At 46.1% G+C, this 26,154-nt stretch carries 23 protein-coding genes and 1 pseudogene; 22 read left to right on the plus strand and 2 right to left on the minus strand.

Going from position 1 to position 26,154, the window contains the following annotated elements; all coding sequences use genetic code 11:
• Nucleotides 1-70: 70 nt before the first annotated feature.
• From AC58UU_RS22095 to AC58UU_RS22160, 14 genes and pseudogenes are all read left to right on the plus strand, one after another.
• Complete coding sequence (locus tag AC58UU_RS22095) at nt 71-973, plus strand: LysR family transcriptional regulator (protein WP_497318885.1); 903 nt, start codon at nt 71-73, stop codon at nt 971-973.
• 978 nt (nt 974-1,951) lie between these two features.
• Nucleotides 1,952-3,520: a Spo0E family sporulation regulatory protein-aspartic acid phosphatase gene (locus AC58UU_RS22100; protein ID WP_497318886.1), complete on the plus strand. Its 1,569-nt coding sequence runs from the start codon at nt 1,952-1,954 to the stop codon at nt 3,518-3,520.
• Between the two features lie 159 nt (nt 3,521-3,679).
• Complete coding sequence (locus AC58UU_RS22105; protein WP_497318888.1) at nt 3,680-4,114, plus strand: SRPBCC family protein; 435 nt, start codon at nt 3,680-3,682, stop codon at nt 4,112-4,114.
• 563 nt (nt 4,115-4,677) lie between these two features.
• Complete coding sequence (locus AC58UU_RS22110; protein WP_497318890.1) at nt 4,678-5,463, plus strand: DUF817 domain-containing protein; 786 nt, start codon at nt 4,678-4,680, stop codon at nt 5,461-5,463.
• A gap of 265 nt (nt 5,464-5,728) precedes the next feature.
• Entirely contained in the window at nt 5,729-6,208 is a 480-nt protein-coding gene (locus AC58UU_RS22115; RefSeq protein ID WP_497318892.1) for a DL-endopeptidase inhibitor IseA family protein, read from the plus strand.
• Between the two features lie 314 nt (nt 6,209-6,522).
• Nucleotides 6,523-6,861, plus strand: coding sequence for a hypothetical protein (locus AC58UU_RS22120; protein WP_497318894.1), 339 nt, complete (start codon nt 6,523-6,525; stop codon nt 6,859-6,861).
• Between the two features lie 817 nt (nt 6,862-7,678).
• Nucleotides 7,679-8,203, plus strand: coding sequence for a hypothetical protein (locus tag AC58UU_RS22125; RefSeq protein WP_497318896.1), 525 nt, complete (start codon nt 7,679-7,681; stop codon nt 8,201-8,203).
• Between the two features lie 85 nt (nt 8,204-8,288).
• Nucleotides 8,289-8,699, plus strand: a complete 411-nt coding sequence (locus AC58UU_RS22130; RefSeq protein WP_497318897.1) for a hypothetical protein — start codon at nt 8,289-8,291, stop codon at nt 8,697-8,699.
• 354 nt (nt 8,700-9,053) lie between these two features.
• Complete coding sequence (locus AC58UU_RS22135) at nt 9,054-9,269, plus strand: DUF896 domain-containing protein (RefSeq protein WP_497318899.1); 216 nt, start codon at nt 9,054-9,056, stop codon at nt 9,267-9,269.
• Between the two features lie 172 nt (nt 9,270-9,441).
• Nucleotides 9,442-10,005: an NADPH-dependent FMN reductase gene (locus tag AC58UU_RS22140; RefSeq protein ID WP_497318901.1), complete on the plus strand. Its 564-nt coding sequence runs from the start codon at nt 9,442-9,444 to the stop codon at nt 10,003-10,005.
• A 47-nt stretch (nt 10,006-10,052) separates the two neighbouring features.
• A complete protein-coding gene (locus tag AC58UU_RS22145) occupies nt 10,053-10,502 on the plus strand; it encodes a glyceraldehyde 3-phosphate dehydrogenase NAD-binding domain-containing protein (RefSeq protein WP_497318971.1) in 450 nt (149 codons plus the stop codon).
• Nucleotides 10,503-10,514: 12 nt separating this feature from the next.
• A pseudogene (locus AC58UU_RS22150) lies at nt 10,515-10,829 on the plus strand (hypothetical protein); the annotation flags it as partial.
• Nucleotides 10,830-11,316: 487 nt separating this feature from the next.
• The gene (locus tag AC58UU_RS22155; RefSeq protein ID WP_497318903.1) at nt 11,317-12,183 is read left to right on the plus strand and encodes a DUF4846 domain-containing protein; all 867 of its coding nucleotides are present in this window, start codon (nt 11,317-11,319) and stop codon (nt 12,181-12,183) included.
• Nucleotides 12,184-12,389: 206 nt separating this feature from the next.
• Nucleotides 12,390-12,593 carry a DUF8617 domain-containing protein gene (locus AC58UU_RS22160; RefSeq protein ID WP_497318972.1) on the plus strand — a complete coding sequence of 68 codons (204 nt, stop codon included), beginning with the start codon at nt 12,390-12,392 and terminating at the stop codon, nt 12,591-12,593.
• Nucleotides 12,594-12,750: 157 nt separating this feature from the next.
• Here the strand turns inward: AC58UU_RS22160 and AC58UU_RS22165 are convergent, their stop codons facing one another.
• Nucleotides 12,751-14,037, minus strand: a complete 1,287-nt coding sequence (locus AC58UU_RS22165) for a galactokinase (RefSeq protein WP_497318905.1) — start codon at nt 14,035-14,037, stop codon at nt 12,751-12,753.
• Nucleotides 14,038-14,390: 353 nt separating this feature from the next.
• On the opposite strand from AC58UU_RS22165, the gene AC58UU_RS22170 reads away from it, so the two are divergent.
• On the plus strand, nt 14,391-14,759 hold the full coding sequence (locus AC58UU_RS22170) for a hypothetical protein (RefSeq protein ID WP_497318907.1): 369 nt from the start codon (nt 14,391-14,393) through the stop codon (nt 14,757-14,759).
• A gap of 1,270 nt (nt 14,760-16,029) precedes the next feature.
• Here the strand turns inward: AC58UU_RS22170 and AC58UU_RS22175 are convergent.
• Entirely contained in the window at nt 16,030-16,860 is an 831-nt protein-coding gene (locus AC58UU_RS22175) for a helix-turn-helix transcriptional regulator (protein ID WP_497318909.1), read from the minus strand.
• A gap of 163 nt (nt 16,861-17,023) precedes the next feature.
• Here AC58UU_RS22175 and AC58UU_RS22180 point away from each other — a divergent pair, with 163 nt between their 5' ends.
• The 7 genes from AC58UU_RS22180 to AC58UU_RS22210 all read left to right on the plus strand — a co-directional run bounded on the left by AC58UU_RS22180 (nt 17,024) and on the right by AC58UU_RS22210 (nt 26,122).
• Nucleotides 17,024-18,307, plus strand: a complete 1,284-nt coding sequence (locus AC58UU_RS22180; RefSeq protein ID WP_497318973.1) for a Gfo/Idh/MocA family protein — start codon at nt 17,024-17,026, stop codon at nt 18,305-18,307.
• 95 nt (nt 18,308-18,402) lie between these two features.
• On the plus strand, nt 18,403-19,377 hold the full coding sequence (locus tag AC58UU_RS22185) for a LacI family DNA-binding transcriptional regulator (protein ID WP_497318911.1): 975 nt from the start codon (nt 18,403-18,405) through the stop codon (nt 19,375-19,377).
• Nucleotides 19,378-19,455: 78 nt separating this feature from the next.
• The gene (locus AC58UU_RS22190; protein WP_497318912.1) at nt 19,456-20,778 is read left to right on the plus strand and encodes an ABC transporter substrate-binding protein; all 1,323 of its coding nucleotides are present in this window, start codon (nt 19,456-19,458) and stop codon (nt 20,776-20,778) included.
• A gap of 36 nt (nt 20,779-20,814) precedes the next feature.
• Nucleotides 20,815-21,702, plus strand: a complete 888-nt coding sequence (locus AC58UU_RS22195) for a carbohydrate ABC transporter permease (protein WP_497318914.1) — start codon at nt 20,815-20,817, stop codon at nt 21,700-21,702.
• A complete protein-coding gene (locus AC58UU_RS22200; RefSeq protein ID WP_497318915.1) occupies nt 21,695-22,525 on the plus strand; it encodes a carbohydrate ABC transporter permease in 831 nt (276 codons plus the stop codon). Before AC58UU_RS22195 ends, AC58UU_RS22200 begins: the two co-directional genes overlap by 8 nt.
• Nucleotides 22,526-22,633: 108 nt before the next feature.
• A complete protein-coding gene (locus AC58UU_RS22205) occupies nt 22,634-24,367 on the plus strand; it encodes an amylo-alpha-1,6-glucosidase (RefSeq protein WP_497318917.1) in 1,734 nt (577 codons plus the stop codon).
• Between the two features lie 102 nt (nt 24,368-24,469).
• The gene (locus tag AC58UU_RS22210; RefSeq protein ID WP_497318919.1) at nt 24,470-26,122 is read left to right on the plus strand and encodes a right-handed parallel beta-helix repeat-containing protein; all 1,653 of its coding nucleotides are present in this window, start codon (nt 24,470-24,472) and stop codon (nt 26,120-26,122) included.
• Nucleotides 26,123-26,154 lie beyond the last annotated feature (32 nt).

Consider the following 26,154-nt stretch of genomic DNA (forward strand, 5'->3'; position numbering starts at 1 on the left):
TGAACGAAGATGAAGCAACAATAATTATTGAACATGCGTTCAGCGATGCTTTTGAAAGCGAGTGTGAGCTATGGAGTTAAAGCAACTACAGTATTTTATGGCGATTTGTGAAGAACTTCACTTCACGAGAGCCGCCGATAAGATGGGAGTCAGCGCTCCCAACATCAGCCAACAGATAAGGAGATTGGAAGAAGAATTAGGCGTTCTCCTGTTCGATCGAGTTGGAAGAACAATTGTCCTCACAGAAGCCGGAGCGATTCTACAAGAACATGGTGCGGCCGTGTTTGGGCATCTGCAGCAAGCAAGCGACGCCATTGCTGACCTGAAGCAAATGCAAGGCGGATCGCTATCCATCGGTGTTTTGCCCGGTGATGCGGATCTCATGTTTAATGCCTTATTGCTGAACTTCCATCAGACCTATCCCACCATTTCTCTCTCTCTTTTGGAAACCACGAAAATAACGGAACAAGTTCTGGACCGAAGCATCGATGTTGGTGTAACGATCGGACCAGTTAGCGATGAACGGCTCACATCAATTCCTCTATTTCACGAAGAGTTTTCATTGGCCGTCAGTACAAATGATCCCCTTGCCACGGAGAATTTCATCCCATTGAGTAGGCTGAATGCCTTAAACATGGTCATGTTCCCGCCCGACCATCAATGTCGCAAGCTGATCGACCACTACTGCATGGATAAGGGGTTTACTCTGCAACCACATATGGTGACAACAACGTTATCCTCCCTCCTCCAGATGGTACAGAGTGGAGTTGGCGCTTGTGTACTGCCACGATTGCTACTGGATACTCTTCAAAATAAAGACATAAAGGTACTGCACCTGCGGAATCCTACTCCTTCTCAGGACATTTGTTTAATCTACCGCAGTGACAGATATGTCGGATACGCCATGCGCACCTTCATTAAAACTCTTAAAGCCTATATCGAAACCGTCATCAATCATGCGAAATCTTCATAGATAACACGAAATTTTGGAATTGTTCAATTTTAATTGAATCAGTGATGTGATTAATAAAACAAAAAAGGACTGCCTTTTAAAGGAAGTCACTGAAAAAGTCCTGAAAACCTAAACGAGTAGCTTAATCAACTCGCGAATACTTCGAATAACATTTGTAAAAAATTCTGCATACACCATAAAAATGGTATCCTCAAAAAAGTGAAGGTTCAGCATAGCCTTCCGGAAACGTAAGTTCAACAAAATAATGGCAGTCTAGAACTTTATTATTTAAGTTTTAGACTGCTTTTTTTGTTCGACATGCCATAAGTCTAAAACTTATTTTTCCAAAGCTAAGTGATGCTTACGATGGTGTTTTTGGAACCGTATAATACTTCTCCCATTCCGCTAACGTGTAGAGACAGTTCAATGAAGAGAAGGCAGTCAATCACTTGTTGATTGCCCTGTACCCTAATAAAAATTCTTAATGAATCGAACTATATACATAATCCATTTAATGGATACAAAGTATTGATTGTGGGAATAATTGGATCCTCTAAGAGGCAGGATTGCTAATACTGTATTGAGAAAATAAAGATTTAGACTGAAAAAATAAAGTATTAGACCGTGAAAATAAAGTTGTAGACTGACAGCGGAGTTAAGCGTTTTAAGCAAAATCATTCATTCAAAACTCACTAATTCGAGCAAAGTGGGTGTTTCAATTTTAGACCGTTCCTACGGTATCGGCACACAAGCAATAGGGTAGGCTAATGACGGATTTAAAGTAACTGGTACTGATTTAAGTCCAGTATCAAATAGAAAGAGCAACAAAATAGGCAGTATCTTTCGGGGTTGAAATAAACTTTTGGAACCAGTTTTGTGTGCATGTCTGTAACAAAAGCCCGCTTTCTAGTGTCAATAGATCTGAAAGGGTTATCTCGTGGACGATGTTAGGAATCCGTATCCCCACCTGATTTGGCCGGGAAGGAGGTGAGAAACAGTATGTTTACAAAGCATTCAGGAACAAAAGGAACGATATGGTTTGGGAGTTTGTGCATCGTATTCGTTCTGGCGTTTATACAGCAGTATGCGTATCCCCACATAGCGGAGGCCGCTCTATTGGAGTCGCTGAAGAACCTAACAGGGGACCCAGTCTACTCAGCCAAGCATGCTAGTGAAAACTCCGGGTCTGAGAATTCACTGAAAGTGGATTCCGGACAAATAAATTTGACGTCAGTGGTATCGAATCTTCCAATTTTATCCGACGTTCTGCCCGACATCGGAAATACGACTTCACCTTCCACTAACCAGGTGAAAGATTCGCGTGCGTCTTTGCCACCTGTTTCGACTCCGTCTGCGGAGAAAACTTCCGGACACGGTCTGCTTCCCGATCTGCAGGTGATAACGCCTTCCATTTCAGTTGACACGCCTTTGGTTAATGTGGACGTTCCATCAGCGAAGGTGGAAGTATCCACTGATCGGATACCGTTGGTGTCGGTAAACTTGCCTGCCGCAAAAGTGGACACGCCAATCGTTCAAATAAAGACGCCTGCTGTTCAGGCTGAAGTTCCATTGACGCCGATACCAGCACCCCAAATCAAGGTGGTAACCCCGACCGTTCAAGTGAAAGCGTCTGTGACGGATAACCCAGTGCCGAGTACGAGCCAGTCGAATCTCCCTCTGATCGAGGGAGGAAAGGATGACGTAGGAAAGAAAGAACCCCTTACCGGAACAGACGGAGCCCAGAATCTGCACGTCAATACGAGTGGGAATGAAAGTCCTACCGCTAGACCGTTTCCAGTGAAAGGTAACGTTTCCGATGCACCGGTCAAGTTAGCTCCGGAAGCGGATCAGTGGAAAGACAGCTCGGGAAGTAAATCATCTCCGACTCCCGCGACCAGAGCTCCTGATCCTTCCACGGCCTTACCGAGGCTGAAGCTCGGATTAGCATTGTCCGTTCCGACGGAAGTAAATGCTCTGATCGAGTCACAGAAGGCCGCGAAGAAACAGACAGGAACATCAGAAGCAATTCCGATTCATACGGATCCCGCGAGTGTTTGGTTTTCCGCCCCGTTGACTCTTTATACAGGGAACGGTTCAACGGGAGGGGGCGCATCATTCGTTACTGGAAGCAGTGCGTTCTTTGGAAGTCTTGGTTTTCTTTTTCCTGATATTCTTCTGCCTCCGCCGAAAATAAAGAACCAAAACTATGAACACTCCCGGCTTTTTAGTGGAAATCAATGGTCGAAGCCGCCACCAGCTCAACCGCCTCGATATACCTTCTTCTCACTCATCGTTAAACAAGTTGAGAAGGAGTGTATATCAAATGAAAAATACAAATCCATGGGAAAGATTCCTTTGAAGCGGGAGCTATCAAAGGCGCTGCATGAACAAGCTGTGGACAACCTTTCAGCAATCGATCAGGCCATTTACGAGAAACGGCAACAATTAAATAAATACGCTAGAACATATGGTCTTTCAGACCCTAGATGTCTTCATTGTTCGATGGAACTCGATGAATTAATTAATGCTTTCAATAAGATCAATAAAACATTTATTAAACCTTTGTAGGACTCATTTGCATTCTTGTTCCACAAGATTGGCGGCTAACAACATAACAGTTTAATTTTCGAAGAAACCTTTAGAGTCATGGCACTTCAGACATATCGACAGCAGTGAATGATTATGGTAATATTTGAGAATAATAGATTCATCTCAGGAGGTTATATAATGGGAACAAGTAATCAGTCAATGATAACGGTAGAAACGATCGTTCATTCTCCCGTCGATAGCGTGTGGAAATATTGGACGGAGCCGAAGCATATTATGCAATGGAGTAAGGCTTCCGATGACTGGCATACTCCATTCGCTGAGAATGATCTGAGGGCCGGCGGTAAATTCGTCTCGAGAATGGAAGCCAAGGACGGCAGCATGGGATTTGATTTCGGCGGCGTATACGACGAAGTGAGCATGAACGAGAGCATCTCCTATACGCTTGGCGATGGTAGAAAAGTGAAGATCACTTTTATTGGCCAAGACAACGACACGCAAATCATCGAATCGTTCGAAGCGGAAGAAACCAACGCCATCGAGATGCAGCAAGCCGGATGGCAGGCGATTTTAGATAATTTCAAAAAATATGTAGAAACGGCTAAAGAAGAATAAAAAACTTTCGCAGCCATAAAAGCGCATGCCGACATTGGCATGCGCTTTGCTATGTACACCCTGCACGGGCGTCATCTCTACGTTGAAAGTCATTCCGAAGTGATGAAATCCTGCAAAAGATTGAGTTTAAGTGAGATAAACCTAGCGAAAAACTATAGTTGAGGGGCTTGCATGGCAGCTCCTTCAATCTAGGCCACCGGTGTATCGCCCGGTGGCCTATTCCGCTATTACGAACGGGCAGGCTAACGTGGTGAGAAGATCATTAACTTTTCCTAGAAAGAAAATAATTAGGATGCTAAGAATTTAAAGAAATGATTTTTCTAGACAATGTGGAGTAAGCAAAAATAAGAAATATTAAACGAAAAAAAATTCTCTTTTTAAATAGGAATTTTGCCTTTATTCTTGATCTAAGACAAAAGAGCAAAAAATATAATAAGTAACCAATATATCATATACTCACTCTATATCACGATTTCCCTGCTAATGGATAGGATAATATCGATGACTAGAATTTAAAATGATGAATCGTACGATTAAATGGGCATGGGAGGAGATATACATAATTGAAACCAATCATTCAACTACTGCATTTTGGCTATCATCAGACGATGAGCTGTATATTTCCTGTTGCGATCTTTGGAACTTTAGCTCTCTCTAACGTAATAGCGGTACCTTTCATTCATCGTTATGATGCCATTTTACTTATACTGCTTGGAGTGCAATACTTCATGTACCGCAGCGGATTAGAGACACGTGATGAAATCAAAGTAATCTGTATTTTTCACTTTATTGGATTGTTGCTGGAGTTATATAAGGTATGGATGGGATCATGGTCATATCCTGAGCCTGGGTATACGAAGTTGCTCGGTGTCCCGCTCTATAGCGGATTTATGTATGCAAGTGTAGCAAGCTTTATGTGTCAGGTGTGGCGGAGACTGCGGATGGACATGACCGGCTGGCCTGGGCTTAGGTCTTCGATGCTGTTAGGAGGAGCCATCTATTTCAACTTTTTCACACATCATTATATTCCCGATATTCGTTGGTGGTTGACGGCACTTGTGTTTATTATCTTCTGGAAAACACGGATCATTTATCGGGTACGGACTATAACTTATCGAATGCCCTTAACTCTCGCTTTTTTAATTGTAGGTTTTTTCATCTGGTTAGCAGAAAATATAGCCACATTTTTTGATGCTTGGAAATACCCTGATCAGCACCAAACCTGGCAACTGGTTAGTTTCAGCAAGATCAGCTCATGGTTCCTTCTTGTAATCATTAGCGTCATCATCGTTGCCCAACTTAAAAATGTTAAAGCTAGTCGAACAAGGAGCGATTCATTCTCCTGCTAAGAGGGGCAATAAAAAATGAGTATGTTTTTGCTTTTGCGTGAGGCAATCATACGGGTACCATCTCCACTATGATGAAAGTGCTGAAGTTATTAAACGGAGTAAAATAAAAACAGCAGTTCAAAGGCTTCAATGGACTGCTGTTTTTGTTGCATAAAGGCCGTTGTGACTTGTCCTGAGGTTGTAAAATTTTCTATATTGTAAAATACAGATTCTCACTTGAACGGTAAAAGCATCATCATCATACTTTATTGATGAGGTGAAGATCATGTGGAGTGAAAGCAAGCTGAAAAAATTTATCGATGAAGCTGAACAGGTCTGGTTTGAAGTCTGCTATTCAGATCGAAAGGGAGAGGAGCTGAACCTGAACGGATATGCTTTTCAGGTTGTAGATGATAAACGTTTTGATACTGTTGATAAGGTCAAACTATTTTTCAACCAGTATTGGAGTGATAAATTCACCAAAACGATGATGAGCAATTTAAAGGTGCTCTCAATTAACGGGGAAACTGCAACCTTATTAGGAGATCCACCAGATCTTCCCTGTAATGTGGTATCCTTGCGTATTATAGAATCTACACCTGATCAGTGTGAAATTCGATGCGTTCTATCAGGTGAAACTGAAAGAAACCGCGTTATCCATTACACTATTCGGAAATCAGTACATGACGGGAGGATCAGCATCGTCTCGAGAACTGGGACAAAAGACGACTGTCGTTATAAAACGTGTAAATACAGGCTGGATTAAAACGCATAATAATGACCCTGCTTAGGTAACCGAGATTAAATGATGAATAACACTGATAAACTGAGAGACAGCTTTTTGATATATCGTACCTTCTCCCATAATAAATAACTATTTATTTCAATAAAAAACTTAGACCCGCAGCCCTTTACTGTGGGTCTAAGTTTTGCTATTAGTAACGAGCAGGTTGGGTATAGATATTATGAAACATGATTCAGTATGGTTAGAGAAACTCGTGGATAAACTTTCCATATAAAATGAAACCTTTAATTTATACTATGCGTCTTACTATAATAAATAATTGGGGGGGATTCTTAATGAAGTATTTAACTTTCATTTTGTTCTCTATCGCCGTTTTAACAAGTTGCTCACAAAATACAGCAGAGAAAACATCCAGTAGCTATCCAAGTGCTGTTGCCTGGAACAACATCCTTTATGGGCTTTCCGCAACGGAGGTCCCCGTCAAAGAAATTGGCAAGGAGATTGGGAAAATTGAAAGAAGAACAGCTCCGATGCCGAAGCAGAACGGAGACTCAAATGATAAACCAGTGGGATGTCTATTATTTGAAGTTAAAGGGACAGATGCTCAAGACGTAATAGCGGTTAAAGTAAATGATAAGTATTTCAGAGCGTCCAAACTTGGACCATTCAAATAAGGGAAAGAAGATTTTGAGCAGGATAAAATCATACTTCACTAATGAACAATTACCAGGAGGATAAAGCAAGGGGAGTTAATAACAAAGAAGTTGAAGGTATCTGTGAATTATGGCCATGTAACTTATGAGAATTATTCAAAGTATACATATAATATTATAAAAAGTTGGGCTTACAAATAAGACTAACGGGAAACAAGAACTTAACAATCAACATTGAGAAGTCTACAGACGAATTGGATCGATGGTCTTCTCAGCTACAAAGCCCTAAGCTAATGGATAACGATACTTGAATTACGGCAGGAAGCTGAAGCAACCTGCTTTTTTTCAGTGAACTAAAGGGCAGAAGAGCGTGGTAGGATTTTGTGTTCCACCGCTCGTTTTTTCTATCTTCTAGTACTATAAATATTTAGTACTTACACATAAGTACAAATGAATGATAAATTTATTACCAAAAAGGCAGTGGGCAGAATGCTTGATGTTGTAGTTGAATTATTAATTAGAAAAATAGGTTTTGTTCTGTTAGGTGGTGTGGTTCTTACCATAATTGTTGTTTTATTTTTTATGGTAATAGTCTCCCTTATTAAGGACATTAAAAAATGAATTAGATTCTTCACTTGAAAAGTATCGTTACATTAAGACATTAAATGACTGCCTTTTTCACGAAAACGTCGAGCAGGATAGCTTAATGCTTAAATTTACCAAGTAACAAACTAATCCTCAGTTGTGTTAATCTGTAAACTGCACCAAAGTTACTACATATATGAATAACGTTTAGTTCTGGAGGATTTTAGTGAGGAAGGTTGTTTATCTTTGCTTCATGATTGTACTGTTAATATTTTTAGTTGCATGTGAGAAAGTTCATACCAAACAAATTGTTGATTGTAACAATGTTGAGCCGCCAATTACTTTAAGTCCTACAGTTCCAGAGTGGGAAATAAGACCAAATATGCTGCTTTACGAGGCCAAGCCTATAAATGACCCGAAGCCGTTATCTATTGTTTCTTATGAGGTGATTTTAAAAAATCTCGGTACGGACGCGGCAAGAAATATACATGTATATATTGGGAACCAACTGTTTGGTTGGGAACGTATGGGTTTTGATTCTAAATCGGAATTGGCATGTTCAGAATTACAGCCAAATCAATTCAATATTTGGGAATGGTCACATGGTTGGGACACACACCTTGATCCGTCATGGCGCTCTATGATGGAACAAACTGTACAGTTACGGTTCGTATGGGAGGACTCAAAAGGATGGCATCAGGTTCAAGGACATTTGCCAAATCAGTATTACAGCCAAAGTTTCATGGCAAATGATTTAAGTCCGTTACCCGAAAAGTAAAGAAATAAGCTGTTTCGCAGAAGTCTGTCGCCAGCAATGGATCGGCAGACTTCTAAACTGGAAAAAAATCTGTAATTGGAGTTTCATGATGATTAATTCTGCTGAAGAATTTGTTAGACTAAGACTTAGTGAAAATATGGATGAATACCTGAAAGCTGCATGGGATGATGCTCCCTTTGAGGTTTGGTTAGAAGTGATTAGGAAGTACCCTGAAATGAGCGAATGGGTAGCACATAATAAATCAATTCCTGTTGAGATAATGGAAATTCTCGCTGACGATACAAATGAAAGGGTTAGATTTAATGTTGCAACAAAAAATCGACTGCCTGAACACTTACAATTAAAATTAGCGAAAGATTCAGATTGCTCAGTTAGACAACGAATTGTCTATAACAAAAAAGCGACATATCAAGTTATAAGTTTATTACTAAACGATCTGGATGAAGATATACGAACATCGGCAAAGAAAAGAATTAATGAAGGACGATATAAGTGAGCATTGAACTAACGGAAACGATAGTTCAACGTGTCTGAGCGGTTCTGTGAGGAGTTTTAACGACGAAGGGGTTTGAGCGACTTCTCTGAACGACATATTTTTTATTTTTGGAGGGAACAACATGGAAGATATTTAGCACATATTGATAACCCGCAACATCGGGCCCGAACGGAAGAAATTTTGACTTGGGTAACTAAGAAATTTCCAAAGTCGTTGTCGTTTCCGTTGAAACATGAGTATAAGGGAAAATAAAGTGAAAAGAAGCTATTGACAACTATCTTAAAATCATCTATCTTAAAGTTAAGATAAATGATTTTAAGATAGTGTTAAGATGACTTCAAATAGGTAAAGGGAATGATTCCGATTTTGATCTGTATTAATGAACTGAGCAGAATAGAACGCAGCATAGGTCTATCTGATACTGAGAGAGCGGAACAGGTAGCACTTCGGAAGCAGTATTTACAGATTTTACGCGGGCAGCTATTAACAACGCTTCTGAACGTGTCTGTTATGGATGAATTAGGGAACGATGTTACGCCAAAAAAGCTTATTGATAAAAAATGCAGCTAATGATCAATAATTTTTGTCACATATCTTAAATTTAAGAATGTACAGATTAAGATAGTTCTGCCGGTTGGCAAGCAGCCAGGTTAATAGCCGTGGCACCTAAACTAAAGTTATCCCACACATAATATGGAAAGTATTGTATGATTATATGAGAATGAATTCCGGAGGTTGGCTGATGTCAAAAAGAATAGGGATTATTGTAGGAAGTTTGAGGGAAAACTCTTTTAATCAAATGATTGCGAATTCGATTCCAGAACTTGTAGATTCCGCGGAATATGAATACATATCGATTGCTAATCTTCCCCTCTATAACGCGGATTTGGATCATGAAGAAGGACCAGATCCGGTTAAGCATTATCGCGAGGCGATTCAAAAGACGGATGGCATTCTTATAGTTAGCCCGGAGTACAACTCAGGTATACCGGGAGTACTGAAAAATGCACTGGACTGGGCATCGACACCTACCAAAACAGCCGTCTTAATTCATAAGCCTGCAGGTGTGATAGGTGCAACTCCTGGCGCAAAAGGGACGATTCTTTCGCAGCAGCAAATCAGGCAAACGTTGGATGCCACCCAGTCCTATGTGATGCCGGCTCAAAAAATGTATATTTCTCAAATCACGGACAAGATTGATTCAAATACTCGTAAGCTCACGGATGAGACGACTCGCAAATATTTGAAGCGTTATGTTCAATCATTTGTGCAATGGATTAATCAGGTACAACGGCTTAATGAGTAGTAAAGATAATAACTAATCTAATATATATGTAGGCTATTATTGGTAAAATTGCGCTTTTTGGATTTGGACGTATCGGAAGACAGCTCCTTCGGGCGGCGTTGCAACAAAATTTGTTTGTCCCCTTCTCCATCTGGGATATTAAAGACGAAGCTACGCTTGCCGCACTTTTTGAAGTGGATACAAATTACAAGCGTTGGCATGAGAAAGTATCTGCTCAAGAAGGCGCAATCGTAATCGGCGACCGGGAGATTCGTTATTTGAATTCGGCCGCTGAATTGCCGAATTGGGGTGAGTTAGGCGTTGAATTGGTCATTGATTGTACCGGACGAGCCGTTACGCGATCAGTAGCTGAACTGCACTTGGAGCGAGGCGCCAAAAGGGTGCTTGTCAGCGGCCCGAGCAAAACCTTAGAAGATTGCGACGCAGTACTTCTTAAAGGAATTAACTTAGAAAGCTTCGATCCGGAAAAGCGAAAAATCATTAGCATGGCGAGTTGAACGACCAATGCGCTTGCTCCGGTAGTCAAATTGGTCAGAGAAAACTATGGCATTCAATACGGATTATTCTCCACGGTAGACTCGTATACGAACACGCAATCGTTGACGGATCAGCCGATGAAGGACCGACGGGATTCATGGGCAGCAGCCGAAAACATCATTCCGTCATCCTCAGGTGCAGCCAAAGCTCTGAAATTCATTTGGAATGACCTGCAAATCACAGGCAAAGCCTCGGGTGCATCTTTTTCGTCTAGCCTTAAAAAGGCAAGATTTTTTATGCCGGAATGCTTGGCTGTAACGTCGCGTTCTGCTAAAGAGGTACGATAGTGGAATGATTAGTGAAGCCGACTACTACGGCAGCTGCTCCCTTGATCATTGATGAAACGGGCAGTAGTGCGTGGTGGAATGGCTATTTATTATCGAGAATTAGTGATACGGGTCACTGTAGTGTAACTAAACACAAAGTTCTGTTTGACCATAAGATTTACATTAGTATATAGAGATAAAGCCACTCCTGACAACGGAGTGGTTTCTTTAATAGAACTTCTCTTTTATTTTAAGCATAATAGCCACCTTCGGAAGGATAAATGTTATTCTCCAAATAGTGTTTAAATATATTGCTGAACGCTCGACTTGCCATTGATTGATTATATACAAGCACCTTAGGTTTCTTCATTTAAGTGTTGTTCATTGCGGCGGCTATGGGGTTAAGTGGTATGATATTGCTTGGTGATATAAACTATTATAAGGCCTGCATCGTCTAATTAATGACTTCCAAATGAACGGAGTGCTGCTATTGTTGAACAAAAGAGGTATGCTTATATTCATATCCTTTGCATTCATGCTTGTTTCCTGTCAAGGAAATCTGGGTCAAGGACTGGAGGGCGGCAATTCTCCTGTGTCTGCGGTTAAGCCGTTGAAGGCCGATCTGATTCAACCAAATGGGACAAATGTGGCAGAACGCATTGCTGTGCCCAAAGGTTTCGAACGGATGCCTGTTGATACCGGATCATATGAAGAATATTTACGTCAGATTCCGCTTAGGCCTCATGGCTCAAAGGTTCATTTATTTAACGGTGAGTTAAAGGCGAAAGAGGTTTACGAAGCGGTATTGGATGTGGATGTGGGGGAGCGGGATCTCCAGCAATGTGCCGATTCGGTGATGAGACTGAGGGCGGAATATTTATACGGTAATGGATGGTATGACAAGATACATTTTGACTTTACCAATGGCTTCAAAGCTGATTATGCTATGTGGACGAAAGGAAATCGGATTGAGGTTTCAGGGAATAAGGTTTCCTGGGTGAAAAATGGAGCCAGCTCCAATAGCTATGAGGGCTTCCGCAGCTATCTGAACATGGTGTTTGCGTATGCAGGTACTCTATCCTTGGCAAAGGAGATGCAGCATATAACTCTATCGGATATGCGACCCGGAGATGTTTTCCTCGAAGGGGGATCACCAGGACATGCGATTGTAGTAATGGATATGGCCCAAAATCCAAAAAACGGCGAGAAGCTCTTTCTCCTGGCTCAGGGATATACGCCTGCACAAGAGATCCACATTCTGGAGAACCCTGCTAATGGTAAGGGAAATCCCTGGTACAATATCTCCTTTGGTGATAAATTGCAAACACCGGAGTGGAAATTTACGAATGAGCAGCTGTTCCGATTTTATGATTGATGCCTAAAGGGAGAATGACGTACATATTAAACGGAATAAGAGAGCATCTTGCAGCGAAGGGATAGACTGAAAGTGGAACTTACAAGATGGAAAAGAGGCGGCCAGCGTCGCCCCTTGGCTTATGTCGGGTTCCCGTTTCTATCCTAGAACTGAGTCGATAAATCGATAGTGCTTCTTTCTGTTAAATCCTACTGTTAATTTTGACATTGAACAAATGTAAATGTGGAGAGATCATGTCAAATCATAGAGTACCAAATAATATTGAGATGAAAATATATACTGATATGGAATGGGATTTGATCAATGAACTTACCTATGTTGAAGAAATCCCTGAGCCGAAATACAAAGTGTGGTGCTGTCCAACCTGCGAGAGATTATATTTCTTCTTGAATGGTAATTTGGTTAAATAGTATGTCCTTGAGGTCGCTGATTAAGCTAACGGAAACGATAGTTGAGCGATCAGGAGGAGCAGTTTGCCGCTGATATGCTCCCCTTACGATAGACAGGCGAATTATAAATAACCTTCAGTATAAGGGAAGCATACAATTGACGATTAAACCATCGAACCTACAAGAGCGTATTCAAGCAAACCGCTCCGATTTCGCGTACGCGGATCTTGAACAGTTCCGTGCCAGTCGTACGCCCGATTAGTTCCCGGTATTCCGCTACCGCCGTATGTGGCAGAACGGCGAGAATGACGCCGGCGAAACCGCCGCCGTGTACTCTGCAGGCACCGTCGCCTAACCGGTCGATGAAACGTTCGGTAATGGCGAGTGTAAGCGCAATCCCCTGTTCACGTGACACCGATTCTTGGTAGATGTTCTGCAGCCATTTCCACGAGGAATTACCTGAAGCGGTAATATACTTCAGCACGTTCTGCCACTCGCCCGCCTTAATTGCCTCTACCTGCCGCCCGACGCGGTCATTTTCATCCAGGTAATGGAGGGCCCGCAGCACCGCTCGATCTCCGGTAGTTTCGCGGAGTTCCGCGAGCCGGCCGTAGATCATCTCTGCCGTCAAATCGCGACATACCTCTACACCGAAGGCTTGTGCCACCGTCCGCATCTCGTTCGGAATTGATGCATAATCCTTCGTCAGGTCAGCATGGTTACCTCCGGTGCTGACGATGACAAGGCTGTAACCTGCTGCTTCAAAGGTACCTGGAATACGCTCGATCTGAGGCTCTGCCGGCTCCTTAAAGTCGATAGTGATCATACCGCCGTGCGAGCAGGCCATCTGGTCTAGCATTCCTGATGGCTTGTTCCAATAAAGATTTTCGGCATACTTGCCAATGCGCGACATCATGACCGCATCCATCTCTCCGTTGTTATAAAAAGTACTTAGAATCTGGCAGATCAGAACTTCGAAAGATGCAGAGGAGCTGAGTCCTGACGCCGGAAGCACGTTACTGCTGACGTTAGCATTGAATCCGCCGATTCGGTACCCGTGCTGCTGGAAACCGTGTGCAATACCGCGGATCAAAGCAGCCGTCCCGCCCTCGCCTGACTGAAGTTCTAGATCATCTAGATTGATGACTGACATGCCTGGATACCCTTCGGAAATTACGGAAATAACTCCGGTGTCCACGGCTGCTGCGGCCGCAATCGTATCTAACTGAATACTAGCCGCAAGCACCTTTCCATTGTTATGGTCCGTATGATTGCCGCCTATCTCTGTGCGACCCGGAGCACTGAAGTATTTCAACGACTCTGTATTTCCATATTGTGCACTGTATCCTTCCATACACCTTCGGTACCTGTCGATCTGTCGCTCTCGTTCTTCGCTGCCGTACATCTGGTCCAATAGCTGTTGTGCCTGAGCCGAATCAAAAAGCTGCTCGAATTGATCGTTCATCTTGAATGTTCCTCCTGGTTCTAACTGTTTGAGTAGTAGTTATCATGTCCATTGTACCGAAAGGCAGCGCTCACAGATAGGATATTTATGAAAGAAATCGGGTACTGCGGGGTTATTCGCAGCATAGAAGGCGTGCCGCGCCACGCCCGGCAACCAGAAATCATTCGATTTAAGTTCATCAGTAGGCTGCGAAAGTATCCTTAACGGGCAGAATTGTACAATTTCTACATTAAAAATGGATATTCAGGTAGATAGCGAAAAGGGTAAATTTTAGAGCTTTCCAAATGATATGAGGTGAAAAATGTCAAATATTCTTGAAAATTTGCTCATTAATTTTGCTCATATTCTTATTTTTGTCAGCCTGTCTTAATAAGAATAACATTACTGCAGATGAGCAAGAGGAAGTTAAAGAAACTATTACTAAATATTTAGAAGCCGTTATCAACAAAAATTTTGAGACAGTGTATGACTTAACAGAAAGTAATCAAAAAAAGTACGATTCATTAGATAATTTGAAGGAAAAACAAATGGGTATTAAGAGCCTGGAAATTAGCAATTTAAAACCGTATCACGGGCTTGATTTAAACGATAATACCCCGACCAGATTGTTTAAAGTTGAATTAAACATCACTCCAAATGATTATGGTTCTTGGAATGATGGGATAAATCCACGGTTTGATTACAATAGCAGGACCCGACCGATAAACTCATGTGACGTATGACGGAGGTTAAAGTTAAATGGAGAAGAAAATACAGCTAATCAAGCTTTTAAGTATTGATGATCTCCCACAACCACATTCATCATGGAGCGAGATATTTTATTTAGCATCATCATTTTTAGCTTATAAATATTGGGGTTAGTTTGAGAAAACTGCAGAAATCAGAAAAACAAGGGACAGATCGCCGCGGCAGGCAGCTGTCCCTTGTTTCATTGAAGTAATGGGCGGTGCGCGCCTAGCCAAGCTAGGTACAACTAACTGATGCAAGTTCAGTCGGGGTAAGGACCAAGCAGCCCCGTAGCTAGCAGGCAGACGTTGGCGAAATCCAACGGCTGAAGCCCTGTGAAAAGTCACGAAATGATGTGATGAAGCAAATCTGGAGGCCGTAATGAAGTGAATCCTACCGCATCGTGAAACTGAACCCGAAAGGGACAAGAGGGAGCCGAGCCACGACTGCCCCGGCGATGGCCATGGAACGCGCGAAGAACTTGGAGCCGCAGCGCAGAAGAACCCTCCGGTGTAAAGGGAGCGGCATGCAGAGACAGTTGTGTCTGGAACTAGGGAGACCGTCCCCCGCACGAAGTTTTTTTTCGGACGTCTTTCCGGAATATTGTATCGTACAGAGCATGAAACTTGCGCTTAGGGTTGGCCTTAGCCGCAAGATAGAGGGTATTTTGGAGTCGTCGAGCGTTTTCATTGGTGGCGTTAGCCGTATGTTCGGCATTCACTTACTCTTACCTCCTCAAATTCCCATGAACGAAGTGGGGTATTGCCCTGCCCTCCCCGGGGTTATGTTGTCCGCCGGATCCACAGTAATATGGCCCCTCCGACTCCCTTCCCGCAGCGCGCCACTTCACCTTTATGGGCTTATAGGTTTACCGTTTACTGATAGTTATGAGATGGGGTGGAAGGATCTTGCACCTCACAAACAAAACGAAAAAGATTGGGGTAGTAATCCAGCTCTCAAGCACTTACTACAAGACGGACCTCCTCCAGATCCCTCTTCAGTAAAAAGCGTTATATTGCAACCATATGCAAAAATCCAACACAAATGTATTTTTACAAACTGTGGCGAAAATCTAACCCTGGAAGAATGGGACCTACTTGGAAGAGTTCCCGGTCTGAATCGAGAAAAGATGATATATTGCTTTAATCATCTTCCTTCTCATTTAAAAGCGAAAGCTGGCAAAGGATACATTAGAGTCCTTTGAAGCAAAATGGGCAGCGCGCGGAAAACCATGAAAAGTGAAGAGTCACTACTGGTGAATCTTGTTCAATCTAACGAATGACCAGCTCGCTTGGCCGTTTTCCTATATTCAAGCGGGTTTGTTTTGGCTATTTCTTTGAAGACGCGTCCGAAGTGGCCGATGTTCTCGTAACCGACGCGTTGGGCGATCAACGTAACCTTCCAATCGGTCTCCCGGAGCAGCCGCTGTGCCTCATTGATCCGGATGCTGTTGACATACTCGACGAAGGAAAATCCGGTCACGCGCTTGAACATGCGGCTTAGATGATAGGGGCTGATGTAATGCTCCTTGGCGACGGATTCCAAGGATAAAGGCTCATCGAAGCTGCCGTTGATGTTGGCGACGATGTCGGCAATTTTGGCATGTGTAGGGCTCTCATGTTCGAAATCCGCTCCGCTTCCGCGGTTCATCCGGCGTGCGCACCAAATGAGCAGTCTGGCCAATTGTGCCTGAAGCGCTGTTTCGGAACCTGGCAGAGCATCGCTGGATTCCTTCAGCATCTCAAACAACAGCGAATGGACCCATTCCCGTTCCTGAGGGGGGACCGAAAGCAGCCTGATTTTCATCCGGAACGGCTCGAACAGCAGCGGCTGGTTGAAATGGCGCAGAAAGCCGTCGGCGAAATTGATTAGAATACGCTCGTGATTCGGCAAACGCGTGTCGCCTGTTTTGTGCAGCTCGTATTTGTCAATGAAAACAAGATCGCCCTCGCGAATACGATAGGTCAGATCTTTGATGAAATAAGTCCGTTCCCCATTGATTAAATAATAAATCTCATATTGATCGTGAAAGTGGTTCTTTTGCATCGTGTAGAAGCCGTTCCGTTTGTGATGGTGGATGAACATTTCCTTCTGCATTCGGTTGTCCCCTCCTTTTTTCTCACTATAGCACGATCTCCATATAAATGCGCAAGAAATGCAAAGAAAGTCGGATATATTCGCAAATTTTCAGTAGAAAAGGATGAATTATTGCGTTACAATGAAAGCGTCATATCAAGCGAAAAGGGGAAGGGATGCTGGGATGAAAAAAAAATATGCACTGGTTGGTACAGGCGGACGCGCCGAATTTTTTTATGGAGCACTTGCTGGTGGGTATCGGGACCGTACCGAGCTCGTTGCCTTCTGCGACATCAACCCTGTAAGGTTATCTTATGCGAACCGGCTGCTTAGGGAAAAGTACGCCCACCCGGAGATCGCGGTCTACGGCGCAGATGAGTTCGATGCCATGATTGAGAAAGAGAAGCCCGACACCGTCATCGTAACGACCATCGACAGAACGCACCATAAATACATTATCCGTGCCATGGAGCTTGGCTGCAACGTCATTACCGAGAAGCCGATGACGGTTGACGAGGACAAGTGTCAAGAAATTCTCGATGCGGTGAAGCGGACCGGACGCAGCCTCAGAGTTACTTTCAATTACCGTTATGCACCGCATAATAGCAGAGTACGCGAGCTGATTATGGATGGCGTTATCGGCGATGTGAATTCCGTGCATTTCGAATGGCTGCTCAGCACCGAGCATGGAGCGGACTACTTCCGCCGCTGGCACAGGGATAAGCGCAACAGTGGAGGCTTGCTCGTCCACAAGTCGACGCATCATTTCGATCTGGTTAATTTCTGGCTGGGTACCCGACCGCAATCGGTATTTGCCATGGGCGGTCTGATGTATTATGGACGCGAGAATGCGGAAAGCAGGGGTGTCACGCAATTTTACCAACGTGCACTCGGCAGCGAGGCGGCTAGAAATGACCCGTTCGCGCTTCATCTGACTGACAACGAGCATTTAAAAGCGCTGTATCTGGATGCGGAGATCGCAGACGGCTACCAGCGGGACCAAAGCGTATTCGGCGACGGGATCAGCATCGAAGATACGCTGGGCGTCATGGTGCGTTACGAGAACCGGGCGGTGCTCACTTATTCGCTGAACGCTTACCAGCCATGGGAAGGGTTCAATGTCGTATTCAATGGCAGCAAAGGAAGAATGGAGCTGAAGGTCGTGGAACGTTCGTACATCAACTCGGCGGGGGCCAAGGAGGATGAAGGCGCTCTTTCCTACAAGCAGCTGACCGTGCAGCCAATGTTCAAAAAGGCGTATGAGGTCGAGATTGAGGAAAGAAGCGGAGGCCATGGCGGAGGAGATCCGATTCTGTTAAACGATTTGTTCGGAGAGCCGGAGCCAGACCGCTTGAAGCGGGCTGCCTCGCATATCGACGGGGCCATATCGATATTGACCGGAATCGCCGGCAACGTCTCGATGCGAACCGGGCGTCAGGTCGGGATTGAGGGTTTGGTGAAATTTTAATTTTTTGAAAATTTTGTATTCCTATTTACGAACACGTGTAATATACTTAGAAGCATAATAGACATGTGTAGGTTGAAAGGAAGCAAATCAAATCGATGAAAGTAACCATTAAGGATATTGCACGTGCAGCAGGAGTGAGTCACCCTACGGTATCGAAAGCGCTTAACGGCTCTCCGGGAGTCAGCAAGGAAGTCCGCCAAAGAATCGTCAGTATCGCCGAACAGATGAATTATATCCCGAATCAGGCCGCCCGAAGGCTGGCCGACAAGCAGACGCAGACCATTGGTTTGCTGTGGCCGAAGTCGGAAGCGTTGTTCTTTCATCACCTCAGCCTGCAGATTCAGCAGGAAGCCGCCAAGCGGGGGCTGGACGTGATGATCTCACTCGCCGATGCGCCTCGCGGACTGCGTGCATTCAACGAGCATTTTGTCGATCGGATTATCTTCTGGAGCCCTCCGGGCTGGCAGCCGGAAATGGATTTCATCAAGCAGAAGGAGCACTTCCACGGACGAATGCTGCTGATGGGCGGCGGCGCCTTGAAGGGCGCGCACCGGATCAGCGTGGACCGCAGCGGGGCGATTTATGAAGCTGTACGCTATTTGGCGGCTAACGGTCACCGCAGAATCACCTTCGTCGGGGATTCCTCCGACAAGCAGCTGGGCTTCACTAGAGGTGTTCTGGAACAGCGGCTGGAGTACCATGAGCATTACGTGATTGCCGTCAAGGAAGGGGAACCCTTTCCAGAGCAGCGGGTTGCGGAGCTGCTGGACAGTTCCGATAAGCCGACGGCTTTCATTGTCGACAGCCAATCCTTCGCCTTCGGGCTGATCAAGCTGTTCAGAGACAGAGAGATTCGTGTTCCCGACGACTACTCGCTAATCGTTTATGACGAGATTCCGGAAATGGAAAGGCTGGAGATTCCCGTCACGACGGTCGGACCCCCGATTGGGAAGCTGGCTGCGCTTGCCTTGGGAATCATTGCCGACAAAGAGAGGCAGAGCCAAGATCGCATGGAGGATATTGAGATCAAATGCGAGCTGAATGTGCGCAAGTCAACGAGAAGCATCTAAGTGTGCCTTTTTACGAACACGTGTAATAAGATTGCTCATAACCAATTTCTTTTGTCCATTCAAAAGGGAGGTTCTACTATGAAAAAGTTCAACCTTATCTCCACATCCGTTTTGATTGTGTTTGCCACAGCAGCCTGCTCCTCAGAAACGACTACGAATACCCCGGCTGCAAGTCCATCCGGCGTAACGTCCAGCGCACCTTCAGCCGCCCCGAAAGAAGTCACTTTAAAGATCGGCTTACCCGGAAGCTATGATATCACTAGCAAAAAGATTATCGACGGCTTCCAAGCGAAATATCCCAACATCAAGCTGCAGATCGAAGAAGCTCCTTGGGCTGATTTTACAACCAAAATCGTAACGAATATCGCAGGCAATAATGCCCCTGACATCTGGTTTCAGGAGAATGCCGTCATCCTCGGTTACGGAACACGAGGCGTTGCCGAGAATCTTGAGCCCTACATCAAGCGGGACTTGAAAACAGCGGATTATATCGATTCCCTGCTGTCCGCCAAGACGCCAGACGGTAAAATATACGGCATTCCGCACGGCGTCAACCCGAATGCGCTTGTGTATAACAAGAAAATCTTCCAGCAGAACAATATTCCGTTCCCTACTGACGACTGGACATTCCAGGATATGATCGATGCGGCTAAGAAATTGACGAAGGATACGGACGGAGACGGGAAGACGGATGTCTTCGGTTTCCAGACGGCCAGCTCCATCGCACAAGGGTGGATTCCTTGGATCAAATCGTCCGGGGGCTCGGCGCTTGATGCGGGCTTGACGAAGGCAACTTTCACAGATCCCAAAACGATTGAAGGCTTGACGCGTTGGGCCGATACGATACATAAGGATAAAATCAGCCCGACCCGTGAGATGCAGACGAACCAGAACTATTTTCAAAGTGAGAAAACGGCGATGACGTTCCTGCAATATTCCGGTCAAGTCAGCTTGAACAAAAATAAACCCGATCTGGACTGGGATGTCGTCAAGGTGCCTATTGGCTTTAACGGCAAAAGGTTCGTCCCCACGGTCGTCAATCAATGGCTGATCTACTCGAAGGCGAAGCCGGAAGCCAAAGAAGCGGCATGGACGTTCCTCCATTACTATTTAAGCGACGAAGCACAGACATTTCTGTCCGAAAGCGGCGCCAGCCTGCCTGTGAAGAAAACGGTACTTGAAACTCTTGAGAAGTCGACCAGTAAGCCGGCCAATAAGAAAGCTTTTACCAAAGGCGTTGAAGAGGCGGGAGGCACGCTGGATGAGAATCCGTCCTGGAATCAATGGCGCGCTGCGGCGACACCGATATTGAACGATATCCTTGACGGGAAGAAAGCACCTACGGATGGCGCGAAGGAAATCCAGCAAAAAGTGCAGTCCGTTCTGGACGAGAATAAATAAGTACGGGCCCCAGGTCCGGTCGAATGAGGTGTTTCGATGCGCAAACAAGGCTGGTGGGGCTTCTGCTTTACCCTTCCTTTTCTCTTACAGTTGGCCGTTTTCTTCCTGTTCCCGTTCTTCTTCTCGTTTTATCTTACGTTCACGAAATGGGATCTGTTCAACGCGCCGCATTGGATCGGACTGAGGAATTGGTCGTTAATGGTGCAAAATGATGTGTTCTGGCTGGCGCTGCGCAACGTGTTCTATTTCGCTCTGCTGTTCGTGCCAGGCCAGACGTTGGTCTCCTTGCTGCTGGCTTACATGCTGAATTTGCAAATTCGCGGAAAAACGTTTTTTCGCCTCGTCTACTTTTTACCGGTCATTACCCCATGGGTCGCCGGAGGGCTGGTGTGGCTCTGGATTTACAATAACGAATTCGGAATTCTGAATTGGATGCTGGATACGCTGGGGCTAGACAGGGTGAATTGGGTGCGCAGCGAGAAGTGGTGGCTCGTTATCGGGTCGATCGCCATCGTCAACATTTGGAAGGGTGCCGGGTATTCGATGGTGCTGCTTCTCGCTGGGATGCAAAACATCTCCAAAGACATCATGGAGGCAGCACGGATCGACGGTGCCAACGGCTGGAAATATTTCACGAAAATCACGATACCTATCGTATCTCCGATGGTGTATATGGTCATGATCCTTTCGACGATTTCAGCGTTTCACGCATTTGACGTGTTTCTGGTTATGCTTGGTGAGAAAGGCGACATCAACTCCATTCATGACAGGAATATGGTGCCGAACATTCTGATTTACCGTGACGCGTTCCTGAACGCGAAGATGGGGGCTGCATCGGCTTGGGCTTGGGGATTATTCGCGATCATTCTGCTGGTCACCCTGTTTCAGAAAAAATTGGAGAAGAGGTGGGTCCACTATGAGTAAACCGTCCGTTGGTCTGAAGTGGGCTGCCTATATCATCTTGATTGGCGGCATGCTGTTCATGCTGGTGCCGTTCCTGCAGATGCTCTCTACGTCACTGATGAAGCCGGGTGATGAGTTGACGCTGCCGCCGAAATTATTGCCCGAACCGATCGAATGGAGCAATTACTATAAGGTTTGGGTCGAAGTTAATTTTGTGCGGTACTCGATGAACAGTGTGTTTGTCACCGTGCTTGATATGGTTGGCATGGTCGTATCATGCGCATTAGTGGCCTATGGGCTTGCGTTTTTCGAATTTAAAGGCCGCAACCTTATTTTTCTGGCAATGCTGGGAACGATGATGCTTCCGTCGCAAGTCACGATGATCCCGACTTATTTTATATGGAAAGAACTCGATATGTTGAACACGTATTATCCGCTTTACCTGCGCAGCTTTCTGGGAGGAGCGTTCGGCATCTTTCTGCTGCATCAGTTCTACAAGACGCTTCCGAGGGAGCTGTATGATGCGGCATGGGTGGACGGGGCGAATCCTTGGACCATCTTTTATAAAATATACCTGCCGCTAACGAAGCCTGCTTTATCAGCCCTGGCTGTATTTACTTTCATTAGTTCATGGAACAGCACGCTGGAGCCGCTTATTTATTTACAAGATAAAAAGCTGTACACGCTGCCGCTCGGACTTCTTTTTCTGCGCAACGAAGTAGACAACAAGACAACGATTATTATGGCTGGTTCTGTGATTACACTTCTTCCCGTTCTGATCGTATTTCTCTTTGCCCAGAAGCAGTTCGTGCAAGGTGTAGCGTCATCAGGGTTAAAAGGATGATTATTGTACTTCGTGCTTCAGCGGCTTGGTCAGCCGAGGCACGGATATGGGGATAGAAAGGGTGAAACTGCGATGGTGGCTAAATCGCTAGCATCTCGCTGGACGAATATGCCTGATATTTGGGGAGAAGGCGCTCTGTTTGCTTTCTCAGGGCTTGACGGAGCTACCGACACTCGGTCGCAGTTCGTCGCTGCTGCAGGGTCGACAGGCTATGATCTGCTTATTCATACATCTGCCCGCCGACTGCTCAAGCTTCGGACCTCGGATTTCGGCAAAGTGAGGATCGCTACGGGCGACGTGCTGTTATCCGATACCGCCAAGGGAGAGATTATGATGACGTATGCAGCCTGGCATACGCTGATCGGTCATCTGCCCGAAGAGGGAGAAGCGGCACTTGAGTTCGTGGATGACGGAGTGGCGAACACGTCCGAGCTGATACAGCGGAATGAGATTCGCTCCGATGGAGGAAAGCTAACGATCACCGAGGATGTCGGAACTGGAGACGTCATTGCGCTGCTGGTGGCAGCGGATGGACGATCCTGGGCATTGGCCTTCGGGACTCATTCGGCCGAAGCGATTGATCGCACAGCCGAGGCTATCCAGCTGGATCGGCAGCAAGTGGCGGAGGAACGACTGACGATCTACACTAAGCTGCCCGAGCTTAAAGATCCTGCAAGAGCCAGGCTGCTAAAAAAATGCGTGAGTGTCATGAAAGTGAATACACTCTCAGCCGAGGCGTCGATCGGCCAGATCTGGTCGACACCTGACCGGGTACCGCACAGAGCCATGTGGCTGTGGGATTCTGTCTTTCACTCCTTCGCCATGAACCGCCTTCATGCCGAAACCTCTTGGATGTTTCTCCAGAGTGTGCTCGAAACCCAACGCGACGACGGGATGATTCCGCATATGAGCCGAGCCGACGGCACGGTTTCTTCCATTACCCAACCTCCTATACTGGCATGGGGCGTTTGGGAGAATTTCCGCGTGATGAAGAGCAGGGCCAATCTGGGCGTTGCGCTGCCTCGTCTGGAACGTTATATGGAATGGATTCTCAAACACCGGGACGCAAACCAGAGCGGTCTGCTGGAATGGATGATCGAAGGCAATCCGCTCTGCCGGTCCGGCGAATCCGGCATGGATAATTCCCCGAGATTCGATGAGGCTGCTCAGTTGGATGCTGTGGACTTCTCCTCGTATGCAGCCGCCGATATGAGATATATGTCACTCATCGCCGAAGAGTTGGGAGACCGCGAGCGTTCATTGCTATGGTCCCGGCGTTCAGTGGAAATGTCGGCTAATATACATAGTCAATTGTGGGACGAGGAAGACGGATTCTACTATGATCTTGCCATGAACGGCAAGTTGTCGAAGGTGAAGGCGGTAAGCGGCTTTATGCCGTTGCTGCTTGAGGATATAGAGGAAGCACGGACGGAGCGCCTGCTCGCGATGCTGCACGATCCGCAGCACTTCGGTACGCAGCTGCCTGTTCCCAGCACCGCCGTCTCCGAGTCTGCCTATTCCACGGATATGTGGCGCGGGCCTGTTTGGATCAGCACGAATTATTTGGTGATCACAGGTCTGCGCAAGCAGGGGAAGGAGGAGGAAGCGAACAAGCTCGCCGAGAGAACAATTGCTGCCGTGCAATTCTGGTATGAGCGGCATGGCGTCGTATTTGAATATTTCGATGCGAATGACACGGTACCGCCGCCAGCCTGCTGCCGGAAGGGACCACCTCTGCAGCAATACGATCTACGCCGCAAGATCGACACGATCCGTGATTTTCACTGGTCGGCAGCGTTAACGGCCTGTCTGCTGTTAGATTCGCAGGCAAAGTCGGGTTAGCGATAAGAAGAAGAGGAAGAAGATGTAAGCCGGAAATGGGAAGTTTTGTACACCTATGACTCGAACCGCATAGATCCGAATAACTACGATGTAGGAGGGATTATGATGAGGGATTCAGAGCTCCATGATGTCAAACTTCAAGAAATCGACACGCAGCACCAGCTGGACAAAGCTGTTCAGGAAGAAGAGGGCAGCCAAGCCCGTACGATGACTCGCAGAAATTTGCTTGCCGTTCTTGGAGCGGCTGGATTAACGGCAGCGGCCGGAGGGGTTCTAATGAACCTGATAGGAATGCCAGCAGCGGCGGCGGCAGGAAGCACTGTAAATGAAAATGTGTACGGCCAGGAAGGGTTAACTCTGTTGAACGCGAACGACCCGGGCTGGGTCAATGTCCTTGACTACGGCGCTGTCGGGGACGGAGTTACGGATGACACGACCTTCTTCCGGGATGCTGCCGCTACGGGTAAGCCGATCATTGTTCCTAGGACGTCGTCCTTCTATAAGCTGAGCGGCAGCGTGTCGCTCACGGCATCCATGATCGGAATCGGCATGCCGGAAATCCGTATGAGCGGATCCGACGGGTCCGAGCAGAAACGCATGCTGCTAATTCATAATTATCAGGGCGGGGGACTTCATGTAACGGGACTGCACCTGGATGGCGGTTATACGACCGGCACCGCCGACGAGCAATCTCATCTGGTCAGGATCGCCAATTCCGTCAATGTATTCGTTCATAACAATGTTTTGCATGCTCCCTATGGAGACTGTGTCTATATAGGCTCCAGTGTTGACTCTGTTTATATTGCAGCCAGTGAGAATGTGCATATTCTGGACAACGTGCTCAGCAATCCAAGGAGATGCGCGGTTGCCGTTGTATCGGGGCGCAAAGTATGGATCACAGGCAACGTGATCAAGGACCCCTTTCCGTATGTGGCCACGATTGATTTGGAGCCGAACAGCTCCTCAACGGGCTCGGATATCGTAGAGGATATCTGGATCGAGAAAAATGAGTTTTACAGCGAAATTTATTTCATTAACTCCTACAATCCCAATACGGCTTATTCGAACAAGCGGATTACCATTGCAGGGAACAAAGGCAAAGCGCGTTATTTCTTCCGCTGCAACAGTGCTCCAGCGATCACCGAGCAAGTGACTGCGCCTGAAGATCCCTATGGTTACGGCTCATCTTTCATTGTAACGACCGTGCCGCAGTTCCCAAGGACCGCTATCGGGAACGTTGAATTCGTGGAATGCGCTTCAATTGAAGAGCGGCCGACACCTTTGATTGTGCGTGGATTCTCGGTGAAGAAAAACAGTTCGGAAGCCATTCGAGACATCCGATTTATTAACTGTACGGCTAGAGGGGGAGCACAGCGTCTGCTGTATGTAGATCCGGCCGCAGACCGGGTGTTCGCAGACCTGTACCCGCAGCCGGAGCTGGCGCTGACATCCGCAGCAGCGATTGATCCTGGCGCCAACGGACATCTTGTTACCAATACAGGTGCATCAGGCGCTTCGGCGTACTCGCTGCCGCTGTCAAGGAAGGGGCAGCAGATTACAGTTGCGGTTGAGTCTCCCTATGCGGTTAAGCTGACGCCTCAGTCCGGCTCGTCGGTCAGAACGCCCTCTGGCCTCAAGGGAGAACTTCAATCCGCGAATCCAGGGGATACCATCACCTTAAGAGGAAGGGCGGACGGCAATTGGGATATCATCGGATTCGTCGGCAGATGGTTTGAAGCTGCAACACCCGAATGAGCTTAGGTTCGTATGACGGTAGAATGGAGGAG

The organism is Paenibacillus sp. JT22N1, from assembly GCF_059692155.1.

Bases quoted from the DNA above. Each gene is read 5' to 3' on its own strand.
- AC58UU_RS22095 (WP_497318885.1), top strand. From the start codon at position 71: ATGGAGTTAAAGCAACTACAGTATTTTATGGCGATTTGTGAAGAACTT.
- AC58UU_RS22100 (WP_497318886.1), top strand. From the start codon at position 1,952: ATGTTTACAAAGCATTCAGGAACAAAAGGAACGATATGGTTTGGGAGT.
- AC58UU_RS22105 (WP_497318888.1), top strand. From the start codon at position 3,680: ATGGGAACAAGTAATCAGTCAATGATAACGGTAGAAACGATCGTTCAT.
- AC58UU_RS22115 (WP_497318892.1), top strand. From the start codon at position 5,729: ATGTGGAGTGAAAGCAAGCTGAAAAAATTTATCGATGAAGCTGAACAG.
- AC58UU_RS22120 (WP_497318894.1), top strand. From the start codon at position 6,523: ATGAAGTATTTAACTTTCATTTTGTTCTCTATCGCCGTTTTAACAAGT.
- AC58UU_RS22125 (WP_497318896.1), top strand. From the start codon at position 7,679: ATGATTGTACTGTTAATATTTTTAGTTGCATGTGAGAAAGTTCATACC.
- AC58UU_RS22130 (WP_497318897.1), top strand. From the start codon at position 8,289: ATGATGATTAATTCTGCTGAAGAATTTGTTAGACTAAGACTTAGTGAA.
- AC58UU_RS22135 (WP_497318899.1), top strand. From the start codon at position 9,054: ATGATTCCGATTTTGATCTGTATTAATGAACTGAGCAGAATAGAACGC.
- AC58UU_RS22140 (WP_497318901.1), top strand. From the start codon at position 9,442: ATGTCAAAAAGAATAGGGATTATTGTAGGAAGTTTGAGGGAAAACTCT.
- AC58UU_RS22155 (WP_497318903.1), top strand. From the start codon at position 11,317: ATGCTTATATTCATATCCTTTGCATTCATGCTTGTTTCCTGTCAAGGA.
- AC58UU_RS22165 (WP_497318905.1), bottom strand. From the start codon at position 14,037: ATGAACGATCAATTCGAGCAGCTTTTTGATTCGGCTCAGGCACAACAG.
- AC58UU_RS22175 (WP_497318909.1), bottom strand. From the start codon at position 16,860: ATGCAGAAGGAAATGTTCATCCACCATCACAAACGGAACGGCTTCTAC.
- AC58UU_RS22180 (WP_497318973.1), top strand. From the start codon at position 17,024: ATGAAAAAAAAATATGCACTGGTTGGTACAGGCGGACGCGCCGAATTT.
- AC58UU_RS22185 (WP_497318911.1), top strand. From the start codon at position 18,403: ATGAAAGTAACCATTAAGGATATTGCACGTGCAGCAGGAGTGAGTCAC.
- AC58UU_RS22190 (WP_497318912.1), top strand. From the start codon at position 19,456: ATGAAAAAGTTCAACCTTATCTCCACATCCGTTTTGATTGTGTTTGCC.
- AC58UU_RS22195 (WP_497318914.1), top strand. From the start codon at position 20,815: ATGCGCAAACAAGGCTGGTGGGGCTTCTGCTTTACCCTTCCTTTTCTC.
- AC58UU_RS22200 (WP_497318915.1), top strand. From the start codon at position 21,695: ATGAGTAAACCGTCCGTTGGTCTGAAGTGGGCTGCCTATATCATCTTG.
- AC58UU_RS22205 (WP_497318917.1), top strand. From the start codon at position 22,634: ATGCCTGATATTTGGGGAGAAGGCGCTCTGTTTGCTTTCTCAGGGCTT.
- AC58UU_RS22210 (WP_497318919.1), top strand. From the start codon at position 24,470: ATGATGAGGGATTCAGAGCTCCATGATGTCAAACTTCAAGAAATCGAC.